At 70.0% G+C, this 20,513-nt stretch carries 19 protein-coding genes and 2 tRNA genes; 4 read left to right on the forward strand and 17 right to left on the reverse strand.

The features are described from left to right. Nucleotides 1-119: 119 nt before the first annotated feature. From SACTE_RS09790 to SACTE_RS34570, 9 genes are all read right to left on the reverse strand, one after another. A tRNA-Ala gene (locus tag SACTE_RS09790) sits at nucleotides 120-192 on the reverse strand. Between the two features lie 115 nt (nucleotides 193-307). Next, nucleotides 308-541 carry a hypothetical protein gene (locus tag SACTE_RS09795; RefSeq protein WP_014045876.1) on the reverse strand — a complete coding sequence of 78 codons (234 nt, stop codon included), beginning with the start codon at nucleotides 539-541 and terminating at the stop codon, nucleotides 308-310. Nucleotides 542-882: 341 nt separating this feature from the next. Further along, nucleotides 883-955 (reverse strand) — tRNA-Ala (locus SACTE_RS09800). 116 nt (nucleotides 956-1,071) lie between these two features. Then, nucleotides 1,072-1,725, reverse strand: coding sequence for a histidine phosphatase family protein (locus SACTE_RS09805; RefSeq protein ID WP_014045877.1), 654 nt, complete (start codon nucleotides 1,723-1,725; stop codon nucleotides 1,072-1,074). Next, nucleotides 1,722-2,150, reverse strand: a complete 429-nt coding sequence (gene rsfS / locus SACTE_RS09810) for a ribosome silencing factor (RefSeq protein ID WP_014045878.1) — start codon at nucleotides 2,148-2,150, stop codon at nucleotides 1,722-1,724. The genes SACTE_RS09805 and rsfS overlap by 4 nt, the downstream gene beginning before the upstream one ends. Before the next feature lie 164 nt (nucleotides 2,151-2,314). Beyond that, the gene (locus SACTE_RS09815; RefSeq protein WP_014045879.1) at nucleotides 2,315-4,048 is read right to left on the reverse strand and encodes an LCP family protein; all 1,734 of its coding nucleotides are present in this window, start codon (nucleotides 4,046-4,048) and stop codon (nucleotides 2,315-2,317) included. 19 nt (nucleotides 4,049-4,067) lie between these two features. Then, complete coding sequence (gene nadD, locus SACTE_RS09820) at nucleotides 4,068-4,685, reverse strand: nicotinate-nucleotide adenylyltransferase (RefSeq protein ID WP_014045880.1); 618 nt, start codon at nucleotides 4,683-4,685, stop codon at nucleotides 4,068-4,070. A gap of 38 nt (nucleotides 4,686-4,723) precedes the next feature. After that, entirely contained in the window at nucleotides 4,724-4,882 is a 159-nt protein-coding gene (locus SACTE_RS34565) for a hypothetical protein (protein WP_014045881.1), read from the reverse strand. Between the two features lie 84 nt (nucleotides 4,883-4,966). Further along, nucleotides 4,967-5,119 (reverse strand): hypothetical protein, encoded by a 153-nt coding sequence (locus SACTE_RS34570; protein ID WP_014045882.1) that lies wholly within the window; start codon nucleotides 5,117-5,119, stop codon nucleotides 4,967-4,969. A 111-nt stretch (nucleotides 5,120-5,230) separates the two neighbouring features. Between SACTE_RS34570 and SACTE_RS09835 the strand changes: the two genes are divergently transcribed. Then, nucleotides 5,231-6,370 (forward strand): M48 family metallopeptidase, encoded by a 1,140-nt coding sequence (locus SACTE_RS09835; protein WP_014045883.1) that lies wholly within the window; start codon nucleotides 5,231-5,233, stop codon nucleotides 6,368-6,370. Here SACTE_RS09835 and SACTE_RS09840 read toward each other — a convergent pair. The 5 genes from SACTE_RS09840 to proB all read right to left on the reverse strand — a co-directional run bounded on the left by SACTE_RS09840 (nucleotide 6,303) and on the right by proB (nucleotide 12,142). Next, nucleotides 6,303-7,430: a hypothetical protein gene (locus SACTE_RS09840; protein ID WP_014045884.1), complete on the reverse strand. Its 1,128-nt coding sequence runs from the start codon at nucleotides 7,428-7,430 to the stop codon at nucleotides 6,303-6,305. The genes SACTE_RS09835 and SACTE_RS09840 overlap by 68 nt on opposite strands. A 514-nt stretch (nucleotides 7,431-7,944) precedes the next feature. Beyond that, the gene (locus SACTE_RS09845; protein WP_014045885.1) at nucleotides 7,945-8,535 is read right to left on the reverse strand and encodes a membrane protein; all 591 of its coding nucleotides are present in this window, start codon (nucleotides 8,533-8,535) and stop codon (nucleotides 7,945-7,947) included. A gap of 331 nt (nucleotides 8,536-8,866) precedes the next feature. Beyond that, nucleotides 8,867-10,150, reverse strand: coding sequence for a glutamate-5-semialdehyde dehydrogenase (locus tag SACTE_RS09850; RefSeq protein WP_014045886.1), 1,284 nt, complete (start codon nucleotides 10,148-10,150; stop codon nucleotides 8,867-8,869). Between the two features lie 258 nt (nucleotides 10,151-10,408). After that, nucleotides 10,409-10,894: a hypothetical protein gene (locus tag SACTE_RS09855; protein WP_014045887.1), complete on the reverse strand. Its 486-nt coding sequence runs from the start codon at nucleotides 10,892-10,894 to the stop codon at nucleotides 10,409-10,411. Between the two features lie 129 nt (nucleotides 10,895-11,023). Continuing rightward, nucleotides 11,024-12,142, reverse strand: coding sequence for a glutamate 5-kinase (proB, locus tag SACTE_RS09860; protein WP_014045888.1), 1,119 nt, complete (start codon nucleotides 12,140-12,142; stop codon nucleotides 11,024-11,026). Nucleotides 12,143-12,416: 274 nt separating this feature from the next. Between proB and SACTE_RS09865 the strand changes: the two genes are divergently transcribed. Continuing rightward, nucleotides 12,417-13,832 carry a polysaccharide pyruvyl transferase family protein gene (locus tag SACTE_RS09865; RefSeq protein WP_037758543.1) on the forward strand — a complete coding sequence of 472 codons (1,416 nt, stop codon included), beginning with the start codon at nucleotides 12,417-12,419 and terminating at the stop codon, nucleotides 13,830-13,832. 29 nt (nucleotides 13,833-13,861) lie between these two features. On the opposite strand, the gene SACTE_RS09870 is transcribed toward SACTE_RS09865, so the two are convergent. Further along, a complete protein-coding gene (locus tag SACTE_RS09870) occupies nucleotides 13,862-15,088 on the reverse strand; it encodes a glycosyltransferase family 2 protein (RefSeq protein ID WP_014045890.1) in 1,227 nt (408 codons plus the stop codon). 275 nt (nucleotides 15,089-15,363) lie between these two features. Further along, nucleotides 15,364-16,623, reverse strand: coding sequence for an acyltransferase (locus SACTE_RS09875; protein WP_019992642.1), 1,260 nt, complete (start codon nucleotides 16,621-16,623; stop codon nucleotides 15,364-15,366). Nucleotides 16,624-16,951: 328 nt separating this feature from the next. On the opposite strand from SACTE_RS09875, the gene SACTE_RS09880 reads away from it, so the two are divergent. Both SACTE_RS09880 and rfbC read left to right on the forward strand, forming a co-directional pair. After that, nucleotides 16,952-18,967, forward strand: coding sequence for a glycosyltransferase family A protein (locus SACTE_RS09880; protein ID WP_226995153.1), 2,016 nt, complete (start codon nucleotides 16,952-16,954; stop codon nucleotides 18,965-18,967). A 51-nt stretch (nucleotides 18,968-19,018) separates the two neighbouring features. Then, the gene (gene rfbC / locus SACTE_RS09885; RefSeq protein WP_014045893.1) at nucleotides 19,019-19,618 is read left to right on the forward strand and encodes a dTDP-4-dehydrorhamnose 3,5-epimerase; all 600 of its coding nucleotides are present in this window, start codon (nucleotides 19,019-19,021) and stop codon (nucleotides 19,616-19,618) included. Nucleotides 19,619-19,697: 79 nt separating this feature from the next. Here the strand turns inward: rfbC and SACTE_RS09890 are convergent, their stop codons facing one another. Beyond that, nucleotides 19,698-20,492 carry a methyltransferase type 11 gene (locus tag SACTE_RS09890; RefSeq protein WP_014045894.1) on the reverse strand — a complete coding sequence of 265 codons (795 nt, stop codon included), beginning with the start codon at nucleotides 20,490-20,492 and terminating at the stop codon, nucleotides 19,698-19,700. Between the last annotated feature and the right edge of the window lie 21 nt (nucleotides 20,493-20,513).

A 20,513-nucleotide genomic window follows, 5' to 3' on the forward strand; every position in this document is an offset into this window, starting at 1 on the left:
ACGGGCCCGGAGTGGCGTCCGCGCGTTCACCGCCGTCCGGCCGCGCCTGCCCCGGACCGCACCTGGCCGTCCACGACAAGAAGCGGGCCACCCGATTCGGATGACCCGCTTCTCCACTGTGGAGCTAAGGAGAATTGAACTCCTGACCTCCTGCATGCCATGCAGGCGCTCTACCAACTGAGCTATAGCCCCGTGCCTTTGCCCCCCGGTTCCCCTGGCGACATCGAGAACATTACACGGTCCACCCGGTGCAACAAAAATCGTTTCCGTCGCGCCCGGTTCCTCCGCCGCGTACCTCCCGGACGCGTCAGGCGGTGGCGAAGGAGTAGAAGCGCTTGAGGGTGCAGTGCTCCTCCAGGAGTCGGCCGTAGATGGGCTCACCCTCCAGTTCCCGGTACGTCTCGATGGGGTCGCCCTTGATGATCAGCGCCCGCGCACACTCCTCGCACCAGTACTGGTACCGGGCGTTGACCGGGTCCATGTCCCTGACGATGGGCGTGCCGCTGCCGCACCAGTCGCACTTCCGCCTGTGTGCACCCATCCGGTCAGCTCCGGGTGCGGCGGCCGGCCGTGCACGCGGAGGGATTCTCCTGCGGGGCGGCTGCGCCCGGGGACGTCATGGGGCCGAGGGGCTGATCCGGGATCCGTACGCGGCTCTCAGGCATCGCGCTCCCTCCCGATCGGTCCGTCGCCCCCTCCGGCGCTCCGATTCTGCCATGACCCCGCAAGGGGGTCAGCCCGCCGACGGCCCGGCTTCCCGCCTTTGTCGCAAAGGAACCGCCGGGAACCGGTCGTGGAAGCGGAGGGAGCGCGTGTCACGCCCCGGAAGTCCCGTACCGCACCAAAAGATCCCGCCCCCTGCCGGGGACGGGATCTTCACTGTGGAGCTAAGGAGAATTGAACTCCTGACCTCCTGCATGCCATGCAGGCGCTCTACCAACTGAGCTATAGCCCCGCTGTCCGCGGTGTTTCCCTGCGTTTCCGCGCTGCGAACAAGAAGAACTTTAGCCTGTGACCTGCCGGAAAGTGAAATCCGGCCCCGGCACCCCGGAAGCGGTCTCCGGGCACCGGCTAGTCGTCGTCGCCGAGGACCGGTTCGGGGAGGGTCCCGGCGTTGTGCTCGAGCAGCCGCCAGCCCCGCGCGCCTTCGCCCAGCACGGACCAGCAGCAGTTGGAAAGACCGCCGAGCCCTTCCCAATGGCGCGCCTCGAGACCGAGCAGACGGCCGATGGTCGTCCGGATCGTGCCCCCGTGGCTGACCACGACCAGCGTGCCGCCGTCGGGCAGCTTGCCGGCGTGCTCCAGCACCACCGGGGCGGCCCGGTCGGCGACCTCGGTCTCCAGCTCGCCGCCACCCCTGCGTACGGGCTCACCGCGCTTCCACGCGGCGTACTGCTCCCCGTACTGCCCGACGATCTCCTCGTGCGTGAGCCCCTGCCAGGCGCCCGCGTACGTCTCCCGCAGGGCCGAGTCGTGGGCGACCTCGAGTCCGGTGACCGCGGCGAGCTCGGCGGCCGTGTCCGCGGCCCGCCGCAGATCGGAGGCGACGATCGCGTCCGGCCCCATCGAGGCGAGCAGCCGGGCGGCCCGGCGGGCCTGGCCGACACCCGTCTCGGTGAGGTCGATGTCCGTGGAGCCCTGGAAACGGCGTTCCAGGTTCCACGCGGTCTGCCCGTGCCGCCAGAGGACGATCCTGCGGCCTCTGCCGCTGCCGCTGCCGTTCAGCTCTGCTCACCTTCCGCGCCGTTCAGCTGAGCGTGCTCCTCCGCCTTGCCGCGGGTCTTGAGCGCGTCCTCGGGAAGGGCGATCTCGGGGCAGTCCTTCCACAGGCGCTCGAGCGCGTAGAAGACGCGCTCCTCGCTGTGCTGGACGTGGATGACGATGTCGACGTAGTCGAGGAGGATCCAGCGGGCGTCGCGGTCGCCTTCGCGGCGTACCGGCTTGGCGCCGAGCTCCTTCTGCAGCCGCTCCTCGATCTCGTCGACGATCGACTTGACCTGGCGGTCGTTGGGAGCCGAGGCCAGCAGGAAGGCGTCGGTGATCGACAGGACGTCACTGACGTCGTAGGCGATGATGTCGTGCGCGAGCCGGTCGGCCGCGGCCTGGGCTGCGGCGTTGATGAGCTCGATGGAGCGGTCCGTGGCGGTCACATGCAGGCTTTCGTCGGCGGTCAGATCGACCTCTAGGGTCTCACGGACCGCCGACAGCCTGACGACGCCCGGGGGCTTGCGTCAGGATCACGCCGGATCGGGGAGAGGCCGCCGCGGGGCGGCCGCCGTCTCCGTGGTGCCGGGCATGATCCGGACGGGACGCCTCAGTCCGGGATCTCGTAGTTCTGACCGAGGACGACCGAGACATCGGCGTTCGCGGCGGGTTCGCTCTTCTTGACCGCGCTCGTCGGCAGGCCCAGGGTCTTGGCGACCTCGACCGCCTCTGCCTTGTCCTCCTCGGTCCGGTAGCGGACCTCGGACGAGGACTCGGCGTCCACCGTGCCGCCGTCGACGAAGGCGTAGCCGCCGTTGACCAGCTGCACCCGGGCGCTCTGGGTGGCCTCGGCCACACCCGTGGCGTTCTGGATGCCGACTCGCACCGGGGCGCCCTGCTCCGGGGCGCTGACCGTGCCGCCCAGGATGTCCTTGACCACGCTGTCCGTCGCCTCAGCCGTGAGGGTGCCGTCCTCCTGCACCGGCAGCAGCGCCGTCTTGTAGTCACCGACCTTGGCGTGCCCGGCGAGCTTCGCCAGCGAGGCTCCCAGGTCCTTCTCGGGCAGTGACGGGTCGAGGATCTGTGCGAGCGTCTCGACCGTGACCGTGGCGGCCGCGGGGTCCTCCGACATCTTGCGCAGCACGCCGCGCATCACCTCCCCGAAGCGCATCAGCTGCTTGGTCTCCGGCTCGCCCGTGCCCTGATAGGTGGCGTAGGCGACGGCCATCTGACCGCTCAGCGTCTGGGCCTCGCCCTTCTTGACCAGCGGATCGGCGCCCTTCTTGGTGTCGGGCACGTCGGTGTCGGTGTCGATCTCGATGCTGCCGACGAGTTCGACGAGGTTCTCCAGGTAAGGCGTGTCGAGCCGCCACGTCCCGCCGATCCGGGTGCCGAGCAGGGTGTCGATCGCCTCGCGCGTGCCGGTGGAGCCGTCGTCGTCGACGGACTCGCCGAGTGTGGTGGTGGATCCGTCGTCCGTGGCCACGGCCAGGGAGTTGGGCAGCAGGACGGTGGTTCCCTGCTTGGTGGTGGTGTTGTCGACGAGCAGCGCCGTGGAGGTGCCGCCCTTCTTGGTGTTGTGCAGGTGGACGACGATGACGTCCCGCTTCTGCGGGCCGGTGGCGGTGGCCTTCTTCTCGTCCTGACCCGAGACGCCGGGGATCTTGCCCGCGTACCAGAGGTACCCCACCCCGCCGACCACCACGAGGGCGGCGACGACTATCAGCGCGACGATCCGGTTGCGTCCGCGGCGGCGGGCTTCCTCACGCCGTTCACTGCGGCTCTCGGTGAATTTCAGCCAGTCGATGACGTCTTCGGAGTCCTCGTCGGGCTCCTCGATGAAGGAGAACTGCTCGGTGCGGTAGTCGCGGTCGGCGCGGCGCTGTCCGGGGACCACGGGGTCCGCTGCCGGCTCGGGTCCGGGCTCCGGCTCGGGCGGGGCGGCCGCCGGTGCGGCGGGTGCCTGCGCCTGCGCCTCCCACTGCTGGGTGGTGGCGTCCACTGCGGGCTGCCGGCCGGTGTCGTAGCCGTAGGTGCCGTAGGTGCCGTCGTCGTATCCGTGTCCGGGCTGCGCCTGGGGGGACTCGGGCTGCTGCTGGGCGTACGGGTCGTACGGCTGCCGGGTGCTCCCGTACGGGTCGTAGCCGTAGCCCTGTGCCGTTCCGTAGCCCTGCTGGGTCTGGCCCTCCTGCGCGGACTGCGGGTGCTGCGGGGCCTGTTGCGTGTACGGGTCGTACTGCTGCTGCGCCTGCTGCTGATAGACCGGCTGACCGTACTCGTCGTAGCCGATGATCTGCGGCTGCTGCTGGTAGTACGGGTCGTACGGGTTTGGTCGGTCGTTCACCGGTGCCCCTCTCCGTGGCTCATTCGCCGCGGTACAACTGGCGCTTGTCGATGTAGCGGACCACACCGTCGGGCACCAGATACCAGACCGGCTCCCCCTGCGCGACCCTGGCGCGGCAGTCCGTGGACGAGATCGCCAGCGCGGGTACCTCGACGAGTGACACCCCGCCCTTGGGCAGCCCGTCGTCCGTCAGCAGGTGCCCCGGCCGGGTCACACCGATGAAGTGGGAGAGCGAGAACAGCTCCTCGGCGTCCCGCCAGGTGAGGATCTGGGAGAGCGCGTCGGCGCCGGTGATGAAGAAGAGGTCCGCGTCGCCGTGTACGTCACGCAGGTCCCGCAGTGTATCGATCGTGTACGTCGGCCCGGCGCGGTCGATGTCGCTGCGGCTGACCGAGAACTGGGGGTTGGACGCCGTGGCGATGACCGTCATCAGATAGCGGTCCTCGGCCGGGGACACCGTCTTGTGGCTCTTCTGCCACGGCTGCCCGGTCGGGACGAAGACCACCTCGTCGAGGTGGAACTGGGCGGCCACTTCGCTGGCCGCCACCAGGTGTCCATGGTGGATCGGGTCGAACGTCCCGCCCATCACACCGAGTCTGCGCTTGCCGCCGCCGGTAGGCACTTGCTGCTCTCCCATGCGTGCAGACCCTACTGGCACTGCTGTTCGCCTCTGCCTCAGCGGTCTCGGTTGAAGCGCGTGGTGATCCACAGCAGAAGGATCAGCACGATGAACGCGCCCGCTCCCGTGACGTAGGGGCTGAGGCTTTCGTGGTTGCCGCCCTCGCCGCCTTCGGCAAGGGTGACCAGCTGCTGTGCGGTGCTCGTGAGGCTCATCTTCAACGGGACCTATCGATCGGGAGTCGGAAGGAAGACGTCGCGCACATCGTATGCGGGCGTCACGGGCACGCTCACGCCGACTCAGTCGTTGTTGTCGTCGTTGCGGTATCCACGCAGCAGGAACCAGGCGAGCAGGCCCGCTCCCAGGAGCGAGACGAGCAGCACGACGCGGAGCGTGTTGCCCGGCCCCTGATCGTCGGATACGGCGGCGAGCAGTGTGGCGGTGTGCGGCATTTCGGGCGCTCCTCAAAGTTATCCACAGCCCCCCGCACACCGTAGCGCCAGCACCTACGCTGGCATCCGTCAGGGGGACGAGCGACGTCTCGTACGAACAGGGGGCATCCAATGACCGACAACAGTCACGAGAGCGTGCCGAGCAGGCAGCGCAGGCGCTATCCGGGAATCTCCTCCCGGGCCTACGAGCACCCGGCGGACCGTTCGGCCCTCGTGGCCCTGCGCAGGCTGACCGGTTTCGACACCGTGTTCAAGGCTCTCAGCGGGCTGCTGCCCGAGCGCAGTCTCCGGCTGCTCTTCCTGTCGGACTCCGTCCGGGTGAGCGACGCCCAGTTCGCGCACCTGAACGACATGCTGCGGGACGCCTGTTACATCCTGGACCTGGAGAAGGTCCCGCCGATGTACGTCAACCAGGACCCTCGGCCCAACGCGATGTGCATCGGTCTCGACGAGCCGATCATCGTGGTGACCACCGGGCTCGTCGAGCTGCTCGACGAGGAGGAGATGCGGGCCGTCGTGGGCCACGAGGTGGGTCACGCGCTCTCCGGACACGCGGTGTACCGGACGATACTGCTCTTCCTCACCAACCTCGCCCTGAAGGTGGCGTGGATCCCGCTCGGCAACGTCGCCGTCATGGCGATCGTGACGGCACTGCGCGAGTGGTTCCGCAAGTCGGAGCTGTCCGCGGACCGGGCCGGGCTGCTGGTCGGGCAGGACCTGAAGGCATCGATGCGCGGTCTGATGAAGATCGCCGGAGGCAACCACCTGCACGAGATGAACGTGGACGCCTTCCTCGCCCAGGCCGACGAGTACGAGAAGGGCGGCGACCTCCGGGACTCCGTGCTCAAGATCCTCAACGTGCTGCCCCGGTCCCACCCGTTCACGACGGTGCGTGCGGCCGAGCTGAAGAAGTGGTCCGAGACCCGGGACTACCAGCGCATCGTGGACGGCCACTACCCGCGACGCGACGAGGACCAGGACACGTCGGTGACGGACTCCTTCCGGGAGTCCGCGGCCCACTACGCCGACACGGTGCGCACCAGCAAGGACCCGCTGATGAAGCTCGTCGGCGACATCGCCGGCGGCGCGGGCGACCTGGGCGGCAAGCTCCGGGACAAGTTCACCGGGGCGGCCGGCGGCAACGGCGGCGGCGCCTCACGCAAGGGCGCAACGGCCACGGACGCTACGGACGGCCAAGAGGGGACGTGGCGGCGTCCGGACCCGGAGGAGGGGTCCGGGCCGGAGAGCTGACCGACAGGGTCCCGCACAGCTCCGCCTTGGGCAGCCCGGTGGCGTACGGGTCGGTCCCTTCGGGTCCCCCGTCGTCCGCGCGCTCGCCGGCGAGCAGCGGACGCAGGGCGCCTGTGGCGTCCGCGGAGCAGGACTGCGGTCCTGCTTGGACGTAGGAGCTGCGCACCTCCAGCCGGTGCAGCCTGAGATCCTCCCGGTCGACGACGAAGTGCAGCTCGCGCCGGACGGTGAACAGCGAGGCGTCGTCGGCGCGGTGCGGACCGGAGACCGCGGGGCGCAGCGTGTACGTGAAGGTGTGGTCGGACACCACTTCCAGGGTGTCCGATCCCGTCTCCGCGTAGGACAGGCTGCCCTGGACCCGGACATCGGTGTCGGCGAGTTCCACGTCGGCCGGGTCGAAGCGCACCAGCCAGCCGGTCGCGCTGTGCCGGCCGTCGTCGGCCGGTGCGCTCACACTCCGGTCGAACTGTGCGGTCTGGTCCGGGTCGAGCAGCCGTCCGACCGGCCGGACCATACGCCCGGTGATCACATCGGGGTCGATCGAGGACGCCACCAGGTAGTCCTTGACCGTGGTCAGCGCGGCGGTCACCTGGCTGTTCGAGAAGTTCTCGGTCCGCCGGACCGGCGGCAGGTTGATGCCGGAGGCGCCCGTCCGGAACTGCGCGGCCGGGCCGTCGGAGACCAGGGTCTCAGGTGTCCCCCCCGGCACCTCGTCGGTGGGGGCAAGGGGGACCACGGTGGTCCTCAGCGGCTCCGCGTGGCGGGCGACGGGCTTGGGATAGGGGTTGCGGAAGCCGATGTAGACGGCGGTGGCGAAGGCCAGGGTGATCAGCACGACGAGGACGACGGCGGCCCTGGAGCGTCGGCGGGTGCTCCGGACGGTGAGGGCACCAACGGAGCGCACGGCCCGGGCCGGTTCGCCCATCCGCTCCTGAGCGGAGAACTCCTGCAGCCGGGCAGCGCGCACGAACGATTCGTCGAAGACGAGTGAGCGGTACTCGTCCTCGCCGCCCGGCGGGTTCTCCGGGGGCCCTTCCGGCGGTTCTCCGCGGCCTGTCATGGCTTCTCCCGATCTCCGCGCCACCGGTGGGGGCGGGCGCGGGATCCGCCCCCCACCTCGGCCGAAGGGCGTCGGACGGACCTGTCCGTCGCGGGTTTCGACACAGGGGACACATGGATTGCAGGGATGATCGCTTGCTGGGGACGTTCACGTGCGCGGATGCTCACGTACGGGGATGCGCACGTGCGGTGACGCGCGTGCGGAGACGGCCACACGCGGGACGTTCGACGTGCGGGAGGGTTCGGTCACGGGCGGAACGCTCGGTCACTTGGGTGTGGACGGTCGATCGCAGGGACTTCTTCGCAGGGGCTTCGTCGCGGGGCTTCGTCGCAGGGCTTCTGCGCAGAGGCTTCTTCACAGGGACAAGGGGGCCCGGCCCTCCCCCGGTGACGGGAAAGGTGCTGAACCACAGGGTCCTACCTTCAGGGTGGGTCGATCGTCCTCAAGGTAAACGCCACGCAGGTGGGAGCGCAGGCGGGAAGGCGCCTGGTTAGGCCACCCGGACCGGAGAGGCTCAGGGGGTGCGGGGCACGACGGAGGCCGCCGGACGCGAGTGGTCGGCCGAGGCGGAGGGGACCACGCCGGTTCTGTCCACACCGCTCGTCACCGGTGGCGGCGCCTGCTCCTGACGGTTTCCGGAAGCACCGCGGTAGACGGCATTGAACGCCAGCGCCACCATCCCGACCCCCATCAGCAGGGCGAGCAGCCAGGCGATCGGCCGGTGCCACCGAGCGGTGCTGCGATAGGGGCGCAGAGCGCCCCCGTGGCGGCCGTAGGGGCCGCCGTCGGCTCCGTCCGCATCGTCGGGGTCGAAGTCGTCCCCGAACTCCCTCTCGCGGCCGTACAGGCCGTCCGGCCCGTAGCCGTCGTCGTAGCCGTCGTCCTCCATGGCGGCGCCGCCGGATCGTGTCCGGCTCGCCTCGGCCTCGGCGCGAGCCTGCGCGGCGGCCAGCAGGCGCTCCACCGCGGTGGGTTCGTGGATCGCGGCGGACCGTACGAAGTCCTCGTCGAACACCACGGAGGCGAGGTCCTCGTCCGCGCCCCCGCGGTCGTCGTCGGGCTCCCAGCCGTCCTGAGACGGCTTGCCCCCCACGTCGTCCGGCACGCATTCAGCGTAGCCCCGGGAGGCGCGTTCCGGGCGGAGAGCCCGGAAACTCGCCCTGCCCGGAACGACACCGCCGCGCCACGACGCACCGCCCGGGGACCGCCACCCGCCCCACGGCACCCGTGTACCCCACGGCACCCGCCTTGCGGGCCGGAGCCCCCTGGCACAGCCGCCCCGCAGAACGGGCACGTCGCGGGCACAGCCGCCTCGCAGGCTCGCCGCCCCATGTCCATGTCCGGCGCGCGGACAGCGGCCGGGAAGCAGGCAGCGGACAGCGGCCGGGGAACGGGCAGCGGCCGGGGAACAGCCGTACCCCCCTCGCGGTCCGGTGCTACCGGATGTGGCCGTCGCCCGTGACGATGTACTTCGTCGACGTCATCTCGGGCAGCCCCATGGGCCCGCGGGCGTGCAGCTTCTGCGTGGAGATGCCGATCTCGGCGCCGAACCCGAACTGGCCGCCGTCCGTGAAGCGGGTGGAGGCGTTCACGGCGACCGTCGTGGAATCCACCAACTGGGTGAACCGACGCGCCGCCGCCTGAGAGGTGGTCACGATCGCCTCGGTGTGACCGGAGGACCACAGCCGGATGTGCGCCACCGCGGCGTCCAGCGATTCCACGACCGCGGCCGCGATGTCGTACGAGAGGTACTCGGTCTCCCAGTCCTCGGGTACCGCCGGCACCACGGTGGCCTTGGACCCCTCGGCGTACTCCCGCACCCGCTCGTCGGCGTGCACGGTCACGCCCGCCTCGGCCAGCGCGTCCAGCGCCCGGGGCAGGAAGTCGGCGGCGACGTCCTGGTGGACCAGGAGGGTCTCGGCGGCGTTGCAGACGCTCGGCCGCTGCGCCTTGGAGTTGATCAGGATGTCGACGGCCATGTCCAGGTCCGTCTGCGCGTCCACGTACACATGGCAGTTGCCCGTACCGGTCTCGATCACGGGGACGGTGGACTCCTCCACCACGGTCCGGATCAGCGAGGCGCCGCCCCGGGGGATCAGCACGTCGACCAGGCCCCGGGCACGCATCAGTTCGCGTACGGAGTCTCGGCTCTCCCCCGGCACCAGCTGCACCGCGTCGGCCGGGAGACCCGATCCGCCCACCGCGTCGCGCAGCACCCGCACGAGGGCGGTGTTGGAGGCGTACGCCGAGGACGAGCCGCGCAGCAGCACGGCGTTGCCGGACTTCAGACAGAGGGCGGCGGCGTCGACCGTGACGTTCGGCCGGGCCTCGTAGATGATGCCGACCACTCCGAGCGGCACCCTGACCTGGCGCAGGTCGATGCCGTTGGGAAGGGTCGACCCGCGGACCACCTCGCCGACCGGGTCGGGCAGTGCCGCCACGTCCCGTACATCGGCGGCGATCGCCCGGATCCGCTCGGGCGTGAGCGTCAGCCGGTCCACGACCGACTCGCTCGTCCCGGCCTCGCGGGCGCGTGTGACGTCCTCGGCGTTGGCGGCGACGATCTCACCGGTACGCACCTCCAGCGCGTCCGCGATCGCCAGCAGCGCGTCGTCCTTCGCCGCGCGCGGAAGTGGCGCGATCTCGGCGGCGGCGGCGCGGGCCCGGTAGGCGGCCCGGGCGACCGGGGACAGGTTGTCGTACGGCGAGAGCGTCGTCATGCCCGCAGGGTAATGCGCCCGCCGCGGACGACAGCCCCGCATTTCGTGATACGAGACGGGCGTCCCGCCGCCCGGACGGACTCCCCGCAGTCCCGACCGGCCGACCGCACACCCGCCCGGCCGACCGCACACCGCCCAGCCGCACACCCGCCCGGCCGACCACACGCCCAGCCTGGACGCACACCCGCCCAGCCTGGTCCGGCCCCGGCGCCGGCCCGGCCGCCCGTCCCGGGCCACCGCCGCGAAAGAGCGCCCCGGTCAGTACGGGTGCACCCCGACCGGGGCTGCGGGCGGCGGCCCGTATCCCTCCGCGACGCGCTGGTGGTAGGTCTCCCGGTCGATGACCTCCAGACCGACGATCTCCCAGGGCGGAAGCCCCGCGCTGGACCGGTGCTCACCCCACAGCCGTAGGGCCACCGCCGCAGCGTCGTGCAGGTCGCGGGCCTCCTCCCAGTAGCGGATCTCCGCGTGGTCGTTGGCGTACCGGCTGGTCAGCAGGAAAGGGTGGTCGTGCGCCAGTTGTTCGAGCCCCCGTCTGACCTCCTTGAGCGGAATCTCGCCCCCGGAGACGCTGAGGGTGATGTGCCACAGCTTGGACCGGGTCCGTTGCTCGTCCGTCACCACCGGTTCCTGCTCAAGGGTCTGGTCGGTGGGCATGCCGACGAAGTCGGCCCCCGCTCCGACACTGGTCAGGGCGCGACTGCCCGTTCCGCGGGGCGGCGCCCCCGGGCGCGCTCGTCTCACCGGCGGCCTCCTGTGAATGTGTAGCTGTGCTGACCCCTTGTACCCCCGTGACAAAGTTGACCAGTCCGGGGCCCGGCTTGGGGCGGTTTTCGTGAAGGTCTCCGCTCGAAGCCTGGACTTTCAGCCGTTTCAGGGGGCCAGGCGGGACGTGAGGACGACAAGATCGTCCCTGTGTACGACCTCGCGCTCGTAGGCGGGGCCGAGCTCGCGTGCCAGGTCGCGGGTGGAGCGGCCGAGCAGCTGGGGGATCTCCTTGGCGTCGAAGTTGACGAGGCCCCGGGCGACCGCGTGGCCGGAGGGGTCACGCAGTTCCACCGGGTCACCCGCGGAGAACTCGCCCTCGACACCGCAGATCCCGGCCGGCAGCAGCGAGGTGCGCCGCTCGACGACCGCCTGCACGGCGCCGTCGTCGAGGGTGAGCGCGCCTCGCGGTGTCGAGGCGTGGGCCAGCCAGAGCAGCCGGTCGGCCGAGCGCCGGCCGGTGGGATGGAAGTAGGTGCCCGTGTCGCGGCCGGTGAGCGCGTCGGCGGCCCGGCTGGCCGACGTCAGGACGACGGGTACTCCGGCGGCGGTGGCGATGCGGGCCGCCTCGACCTTGGTGACCATGCCGCCGGTGCCGACGCCGGCCTTTCCGGCGCTCCCGATCGTGACGCCGTGGAGGTCCTGCGGACCTCGCACCTCGGCGATGCGGGAGGTGCCGGGCGTGCTCGGGTCGCCGTCGTAGAGGCCGTCGACGTCGGAGAGGAGGACGAGGAGGTCGGCGTGGACGAGGTGGGCGACGAGCGCGGCGAGCCGGTCGTTGTCACCGAACCGGATCTCGTCGGTGGCCACGGTGTCGTTCTCGTTGACGACGGGCAGCGCTCCCATCTCCAGGAGCTGGTCGAGCGTGCTGTAGGCGTTGCGGTAGTGGGCCCTGCGGCTGGTGTCGTCGGAGGTGAGGAGCACCTGGCCGACGCGTACGCCGTAGCGGGCGAACGAGGCGGTGTACCGGGCGACCAGCAGCCCTTGGCCGACGCTGGCGGCCGCCTGCTGGCGCGCCAGGTCCTTGGGACGGCGGACGAGGCCGAGCGGGGCGAGCCCGGCGGCGATGGCGCCGCTGGAGACGAGGACGATCTCACGCTCACCGCCGCCCCTGATCTTGGCGAGCACGTCGACGAGGGCGTCCACCCGGTCGGCGTCGAGGCCGCCCGCCGCGGTGGTGAGCGAGGAGGACCCGATCTTGACGACGATCCTGCGGGCGCCGGTCACCGCCGGCCTCCCCGCCGCGCCACCCCCGCCCGTGGAGGTGCGGGAAACGCCTTCGGATTCGCTTGCCCCTGACACGTACGCCCGTCCCCATCAAGTCGTCCTGCTCGGCGCCCACAATCTACGTGAGGCGGTCCGTGCCGCGCAGCGCCGTCTCAGGACGCACCCGTACATACGCGCACACCCGCGGCCCCGCGGGGGGCACACCACACCGCGCCCGCGGAGAAGAAGCCTTTGCGTAATCTCTACCGGCTGTTTGTCGGGCTACGCTTTGCGGGTGACAGATGAATCGACCCGCAAGACGCGCATTCTGCTCAGATCAGGCAAAAGCCCCTTCGACGTGGCTTCCGTCGAACAGTCCCTTCACAGAGATGTCTTCGGGACGAACACGGGAAATCTGATCTTCAGCGACGCGGCTCACAAGCTGCTCACGACCCCGCGGGCCGAGGTCTTCTCCAACGGAATCCGCACGGTTCAGTCGGAGGCCGCCCGCATCAACGAGGAGTACGACGTCTTCGTCGTCCCCCTGGCCAACGCCTTCCGGCCGTCGTTCGAGCGGCCGTTGGCGCGGATGACCCAGCTGATCAAGAAGCTGCGCATCCCGGTCGTCGTCCTGGGCGTCGGGGCGCAGGCCGACCTGAAGTACAACGCGGCCCGGCTGAAGCCGATGGAGCCCACCGTCAGGGAATTCGTCACGGAGGTGCTCAACCGCAGCGCGTCGATCGGTGTCCGGGGCGAGTTCACCGAGCAGTACCTCAACGACATGGGCTTCCGGGACGTCGAGGTCATCGGGTGCCCCTCCATGTTCATGCACGGCGATACGTTCACGCTCGAGAAGCGGGTCGAGTCGCTCACCCCCGAGTCCCGCGTCTCGGTGAACGGTTCGCACAGCGCCGTCCGTTCGCACGGTCTCGACGCGATAATCCGGCAGGCCCACCAGCGCTACCCGCACCTGCGGTTCGTCGGTCAGAACCTCCTGGAGGGCGAGCTGCTGCACTGGCGGGAGACCTCGAACCCCTCCGGCTCGCAGACCTCGATGCCGACGCACCCGTCCCACCCGATGTACCGCGAGGGCAAGGTCCGGCTCTACATCGACCCGGCCACCTGGATCCACGAACTCCGGGAGTTCGACTTCTCGTTCGGCTCCCGCATCCACGGCAACATCGCGGCACTCCTGGCGGGCGTCCCGAGCACCGTGCTCTGCAGCGACTCCCGCACTCTCGAGCTGTGCCGGTACTTCGGCATCCCTCACCGCAAGATCTCCGAGACGCCCAAGAACATCGACCCCGCCGAGCTCTACGAGGCGGCCGACTTCGGTGATCTCGTCAACGGCCACAAGGAACGCTTCCTGCGCTTCACCGGATTCATGGAGCGCAACGGCCTGGAGAACACCTTCGTCCACGGTGACGGGGGCGCGGCGTTCGACGCGGCCATGGCCAAGCTCACCCTCCCGCCCGCCGTCCGGCCCTGGACCGACAGCGACCCGGAGTCCCTGCGGAGCCGCTTCAGCTGGATGCGGAGCAGGCTGGAGGAGCTGACGGAGGAGAACAACGAGCTGCGCCGGAGCGTGATCGCCGGCCGACCCAACGCACGGGCGGGTACGGACGTCACGGCTGCCCTGCCGGCCGCGTACCGGCGTGCCCGGCGCGTGGTGGGGCGCCCGGTCAGGAGGATTCTGCGCCCCGAGCGCTGAGTGGCGGACCGACTTCCGCGTGACCGGCCTCATACTCTCGACGACCGTCGCCGCGGCCGCAGGGTGTGCCGCACGCTCCTGCGGGCCCGACGCGCCAGGCGCCGGACGAGGGCGGCGGGAGACCGGCTCTCCGGCGCCTCGATCCTTCGCCCGCCGATCCACTCGGTCACGGTCACCTCGTACGCCGGGTCGGGCAGCCCGCCGCGGTCTCCGAAGTGGGGGTAGGCCAGGTACAGGCGCCCCGGGGTGCCCTTGCGGACGACCTCGGGTTCCCGCCCCTCCTTGACGAACCGCAGGATGTCCAGGAGCTGATCGAGGCGGCCCTCCGCCACGCAGCGCAGCCGCAGCCTCTCCTGGACCTTGAGGCGGCCCGCCAGCCCCGCCGACCAGTAGGTCTCCAGGAGCGGGGCGGCCTCCTCCATCTTCCGCCTCCGCACCTCCTCCGACTGCTTCAGCAGGACGGGGCCGAACTGCGGCAGCAGGGTGATGGCGAACGGCCGGACCATCAGTGAGTCACGGCGGGGCCCCGGCGGCACGTGCGCGGCGATCAGCTCCATCAGCGCACGGGCCGAGTCGAAGCGGAGCAGATAGCTGCCGCTCTTCGTCACGTGCTTGCCGTCGTCACGGCCCACCAGGTAGTAGCACGTGTAGTCGGCGACGACGGAGACCCCGTCGCCGCGCAGGTACGCCTCCATGGTGAAGAGCGCGTCCTCGCCTGTCTTCAGACTCTCGTCGAAAGCCATCCCGAGCCGTACGAGCATCTCCCGCCGGAAGAGCTTCTGCGCGCTCAGGGTGAATTTGATGGCCGACGTGTAGAGATCCGCCCGCTCGACCGTCTCTTTCCACATCGACTTCGGCGCACCTCGGTTGACGCCGACGGCCTTGCCGAGAACCACGTCCGTTCCCGCACGGTCGCCCATGGCGACCATCCGCTCCAGGGCTTCCTCGCCGAAGTAGTCGTCCGCGTCGAGGAAGAAGACGTAGCGCCCGCGGGCGAGACCGAGTCCGACGTTGCGCGGGGCGCTCGGGCCGCCGGAGTTCTCCTGGTGGACGACGCGCATCGGGACGGCCGTCCGGCCGGCGAACTCCTCCAGGTACTCCCCCGTGCCGTCGGTCGAACCGTCGTCGACCGCGATGATCTCCATCCGTTCGGCGGCCAGGGTCTGGGCCTCGACGGATTCCAGGCAGCGGATCAGATAGGGCATCGCTTCGTACGCCCCGATCACTACGCTGACGTCTGGCGTGCTACTGGTCATCGCTCCCGGTCCGCTTCGTTCAGGGGAACATCCGAGCCGCAGGCATACCCCTGCGGCCTTCGTTCCCCTCCCGAGAGGAGGACGGGCAGTTCGTCGAGCAGGTTGCCTCACTCGGACGAACATCGGGCATTCGTGTGAAGAATCGTCCGGAACGGCCGCAGCCCCGTGATCCGAATCACAGGGCCGCGGTGACAGGCAGGGGTACGGGAGCGAGGGCGGGGCGGCCCCGGACGGGTATGCCGGCGCGGGCACGCCCTGCGGTACCCGGGACGGCGTCACACCGGGTTGCTGCTGCCCACGAGGTCCTTGCCGGACCCGGGAGCCACGGCCTCGGGAACCTTCGCGGCCTCGGGCACCGGACCGGCCGTCCCACCACCGGCCTTCGGCGGGGACGTACGAGCGGAACCGAGGTTCTTGAGCCGCATCGCAGGACGCTCCACGAGGTGCCAGGACAGCACGGCGGCGGCCAGCGCTCCGGCCAGCGACATCGCGAGGTAGGGCCAGAAGCCCCAGCGGGCGAATCCGATGGCCACCAGGGACTGCTGGACGACGAAGCCGTAGATGTACATGCCGTACGAGTAGTCGTGGCGCGCACCCACACGACGGAACGGCGCGGGGAGCCGGATGGCCAGCCACAGCAGCAGGTACGCGAAAGCGGGCAGGCCGACGACGAAGAGGTAGCCGAAGCGGAGGCTGCCGATGAGCACGAGCCCCGATGTCACCCCCAGGACGTCGCTGACCGGGACGCGTTCCCGGTAGAGCTCGATCACGGAACCGAGGGCGAAGGCGAAGGCGAGATAGAGGACGGTGTCCGGGTCGAACTGGCCCGTCACCTCGAAGAACTGGACGCTCGCGTAGTAGTCGGAATCGCTGAAACCGGCCCAGAACGGGTCACCCACGGCGTCCCTGACGATGAGCAGGCCGAGCACGGCGGTGAGAAGCAGGACGACACGGCGGGCCCGCGCGAGCGCGCCCGTCACGGCGAGCAGCGCCACGCCGATGTAGCAGAGCACCTCGTACCGCAGGGACCACAGGGCGGCGTCGATGCTCGGGCTGTGCGCGAGACCCGAGTCGCCCGCCGTGGCCACCACCCCGGAGACGTCTTTCTGACGCGGGGCGACGGCCCAGTTGGACGCCAGGTAGTCCCAGGGCCCGCGCGAGTGGCCCCAGAAACCGTCCAGCCCGCCCTGCTGCCTCCAGTACAGGAACGGAGCGACCACGAAGGCGGTCACCGCGAGGCAGACCCACAGCCCGGGCAGGAGCCGCAGCGCGCGGTGCCACAGGAAGCGCCCCAGGGGCAGCCGGTTGCCGCTGCGTGTCACGAGAATGCCGGACAGGACGAAGAAGCCGTAGACCGACAGCTTGCCGAGGTCGGTCTGACCATGGCTGAAGTGGTGTCCGAACTCTTTGTCCCCGAAGCCGAGGACGCTCGCGTGGGAGACGACGACGGCAGCGGCCAGCGACAGCCTGAGGATGCCCAGGCTGTTGTTCCGGCCCGAGAAGCACTCGGCCACGGAGCCGTGCGACCAGCGCACGCGGTGGATACGGCTGCGAATGCGCGAAGGGATGGGTACCTCCTCCTGTAAGGAGGAACGGGGAGCCCGCGTCTCGACCCGCTCACCAGGCATGTTCAGGATATCGACGGATCCGACCCAGCAGGTCGGCAGCATTCTGGTCACGAGTCCGCAGGCGCGCGACCATGGCAGGTTACACGACACCCTCAGGCGGGACCCGAACTGTTCGATCCAGGTAACCGCTAGAGTGCTTACGGGCGGTGGCCCGTGCCTCGAAATCGGCCACCGGTCCCAACCCCCCACCTTGTCGTCCAGTTCTCAGAGATGGGGCACAGTCGTGTCAGTCAAAGTGAGTGTCGTTATTCCGGTTTACAATCCGGGCAAATACATCGATCCCTGCATCGATTCCCTGCTGCGCCAGACCCTCCCCGCGGACGACTTCGAGGTGTTGTTCGTCAATGACGGGTCGACGGACGACACCCGCGAAAGACTTGAGGCGCTGGCGACCGAGCACCCCCACTTCCGCGTCATCACCATTGCGAATTCGGGGTGGCCCGGAAAGCCCCGCAACATCGGGGTGGCGGAGGCCAAGGGTGAATACGTACAGTTCGTCGACCAGGACGACTACCTGGCCGCCGAAGCGCTGGAACGCCTCTACGCGATCGGGCACCGGAACGGTTCCGACATCGTCATCGGCAAGGTGGCCAGCAACTTCCGCGGCGTCCCGCACGGTGTCTTCAAGAAGACCCGCGAGAAGTGCACCCTGCAGGACGCCCCGCTGTACGACAGCCTGACCCCGCACAAGATGTTCCGGACGGAGTTCCTCCGGGAGAACGGCATCGCCTACCCCGAGGGCAAGCGGCGCCTCGAGGACCAGCTCTACATGATGCAGGCGTACTTCCCCGCGAAGGTCGTCTCGATCCTCGGCAACTACACCTGCTACTACTACTCGAAGCGCGACGACGGGCAGAACGCCGGTTCGGCCAAGATCGTCCCGTCCGGCTACTACGGGAACCTCCGTGAGGTCCTCGACGTCGTCGTGGAGAACACCGAGCCCGGTGAGTTCCGGGATCTCCTGCTGCGCCGCTTCTACCGCGTGGAGATGCTGAGCCGTCTCAGCGAGCCGGCCGTCCTCAAGTACTCGCCCGAGTACCTCGACGAGATGTGCGACGCCGTCGAAGGCGTGGCCGCGGACTTCATGCACGACGGTGTCCACGACGGACTCGGCCCCGTCCAGCGGCTGCGCTCCACCCTGCTGCGCAACGACGACCGCCAAGGCCTCCTGCGGATCGCCCGTTTCGCCCAGTCCGTCAAGGCGGCGGCGCGCCTCGAGGAGTTCGCGTGGCAGCCCGACGGCCGGATCGCCCTCACGGTGAGCGGCCGTCTCGTCCACGGCGACGACCAGGCGCCGCTGAAGCTGCTCCGTCGCGACGGCCGGTACTTCCTGCACCCCGACTTCACCGCGGACCTGTTGCCGGACGGTGAGCTCCTGGACGTCACGGACGACATCGACGGCTATGCCGCGGAGCTGTCCCTGCGCAACCGTGAGACGGCTGTCGAGTGGCCCTGCCCGGCGACGTTCACCACCGAGATCGTCGATCTCGGCGACGACACCTGCGAAGTGGTCCTGCGCGGCAGCGGACACGTCACCTCGGAGGCCGTCAAGGGCCGGGGCCGTGTCTCCCGCGGCTTCTGGGACGTGTGGGTTCCGTTCCGCGGTCTCGGCCTGGTGCGCAAGGCGCGGCTCGGCGCCGACCGGGCGGAGGACGTGGACGCGGCCTGCCTGCCCGCCTCCCTGGGCTCTCCCGCCCGGGCGGTCATTCCGTACTTCACCGATCCGCACGGCAACCTGACGCTCGATGTCGCCCGCCGCGGCAAGAAGCTGGCGACCTACCTCGCCGAACGGCCGGTCCTGCTGGTTCCGGTCGGCCGGCCCGAACTCCGGCTGGACCTCTTCACCACCGCCGCCACCGCCCGGTCCACCGTGCAGCTGGTGCTGTCCTCGGCCACGGCGTCGCACACGCTGCCGTCCGTCCTGGCGCCCGTCGAGGGCCGGGCGCACCTCACGCTGCCCACCCGGGCGTCCGGCGTGCCCTCCGGCACCTGGCAGCTGTCCGTACGCCTGGACGGTGCGAAGGGGAGCCCGCTCCCCCTGTTCGACGTCACCGTGGACGCCCGTGGCCGGATCAAGCTGCCCGCCGGTCTGCCCGAGGCCGATCCGGCCCTCGTGAGCAAGGTTGCGGCCAAGCAGCGGAAGGTGATCGTCCGACGCGCCCTCCGCACGGTCGGCGGCCCGCTCGCCCGCAGGCTCCCCGGCAAGGCCCGCAGGCGCGCCCGCAGCCTGGCGGCGCGGATCATCGGCTGACCACGCACCACCCCGACCGACAACCCAGGCACATACAAGGACGTGATCGACATGCGGCAGCTCTCCATCCCGGGAGCCCTGGTCCATGAACCGAAGATCTTCCCGGACAGCCGCGGCAGCTTCCACGAGTGGTTCCAGGCATCCGCGTTCGCGGAGGCCACCGGACACCGGCTGAGTCTCGAACAGGCCAACTGCTCGGTCTCCAGCCGGGGCACACTGCGCGGGATCCACTTCGCCGACGTACCGCCGAGCCAGGCCAAGTACGTGAAGTGTGTGCGGGGTGCCGTGCTCGACGTCATCGTCGACATCCGGGTGGGTTCCCCCACGTACCGGCAGTGGGAGGCGGTACGGCTCGACGACGTGGAGCACCGGTCGGTGTACCTCTCGGAGGGTCTGGGCCACGCCTTCATGGCTCTGACGGACGACGCGACGGTCGTCTATCTGTGCTCCGAGGGCTACTCCCCCGGTCGTGAGCACGGCATCAACCCCCTCGACCCGGCACTGGGCATCGAGTGGCCCGCCGACGTGCCCCCGCTGCTCTCCGACAAGGACGCCGCGGCCCCCACGCTCGCCGAAGCCGAGGAGCAGGGCCTGCTGCCCTCGTACGAGGCGTGCCGGGCGTACGACGCGGAGCTGCGCGCACGCTCCTGACCAGCGGCACCGGCACGAAGTCCGCGAAGGTGAAGGCCCCGGTACGAGGAACCGTACCGGGGCCTTCCGCGTCCGGGGCTCAGCCGGTCACGGCTTCGATGCTCCTGCGGAGCGGAACGAACGCCGACCGGGGACGGCGCAGGTTACGGGCCCTCCCGAGCGCCGGCCAGAAGTCGGCGCCGAGGAGCGTCTCCGGCCTGACCGCCTTCTTACGCGCCAGCACGTCGTCGGGCACCTGCTGGGGGTCGGGTACGACGTACTCCTCGACGATCTCGTCGTAGCGGTCCTTGAGAACCGTGCTCCCGGGGTCGGCGCCGAACACGGCGACCACGCCGGTGGGCTCGGTGTCCACCTCGACGACCAGCAGGTCGGGGCGGTAGCGGCGCAACACCTGGGCGACCTTGTAGACGTCACCCGTCCAGAACCGGGTGTGCCGGTCCCGGGCCGCCTCGTCGACGTCACGCGGGAGCATGTCGTCCAGGAGGATCACGCTCGACCAGCGGGAATGCCGCTCGACGTTCATGAAGTCCCGCAGCGCGAATTCGAAGAGGTGCATTCCGTCGATGAAGGAGAGCTCCAGCTTCGGGTCCGCACCGAGCACATTCAGTGGGTCTTTCCGAGCGAGTGCGCGGAACGGGTTGCGGCCGTTGCGCAGGTGCAGCAGCGGGTCTTTGCGTGCGAAGAAATCGTCGCTCGTCGCCCTGACCAGGTGGACGTCGCAGCTGATGTCGGTCACCACGCGGAAGGCCGGGTCCACCGCGACGGAAGGCACCCTGGAGAGAGCGAGGCTCCGGCCGTCGTTGACCCCGATCTCCAGATAATTCCGCGGGCGGTAGACACGGTGCACGGAACGGAGGAACTCATGGCGATTCACGTGGAAGAGCCCTTCGGCAGG

This window comes from Streptomyces sp. SirexAA-E (assembly GCF_000177195.2).
GTDB classification, from domain to species: domain Bacteria; phylum Actinomycetota; class Actinomycetes; order Streptomycetales; family Streptomycetaceae; genus Streptomyces; species Streptomyces flavovirens.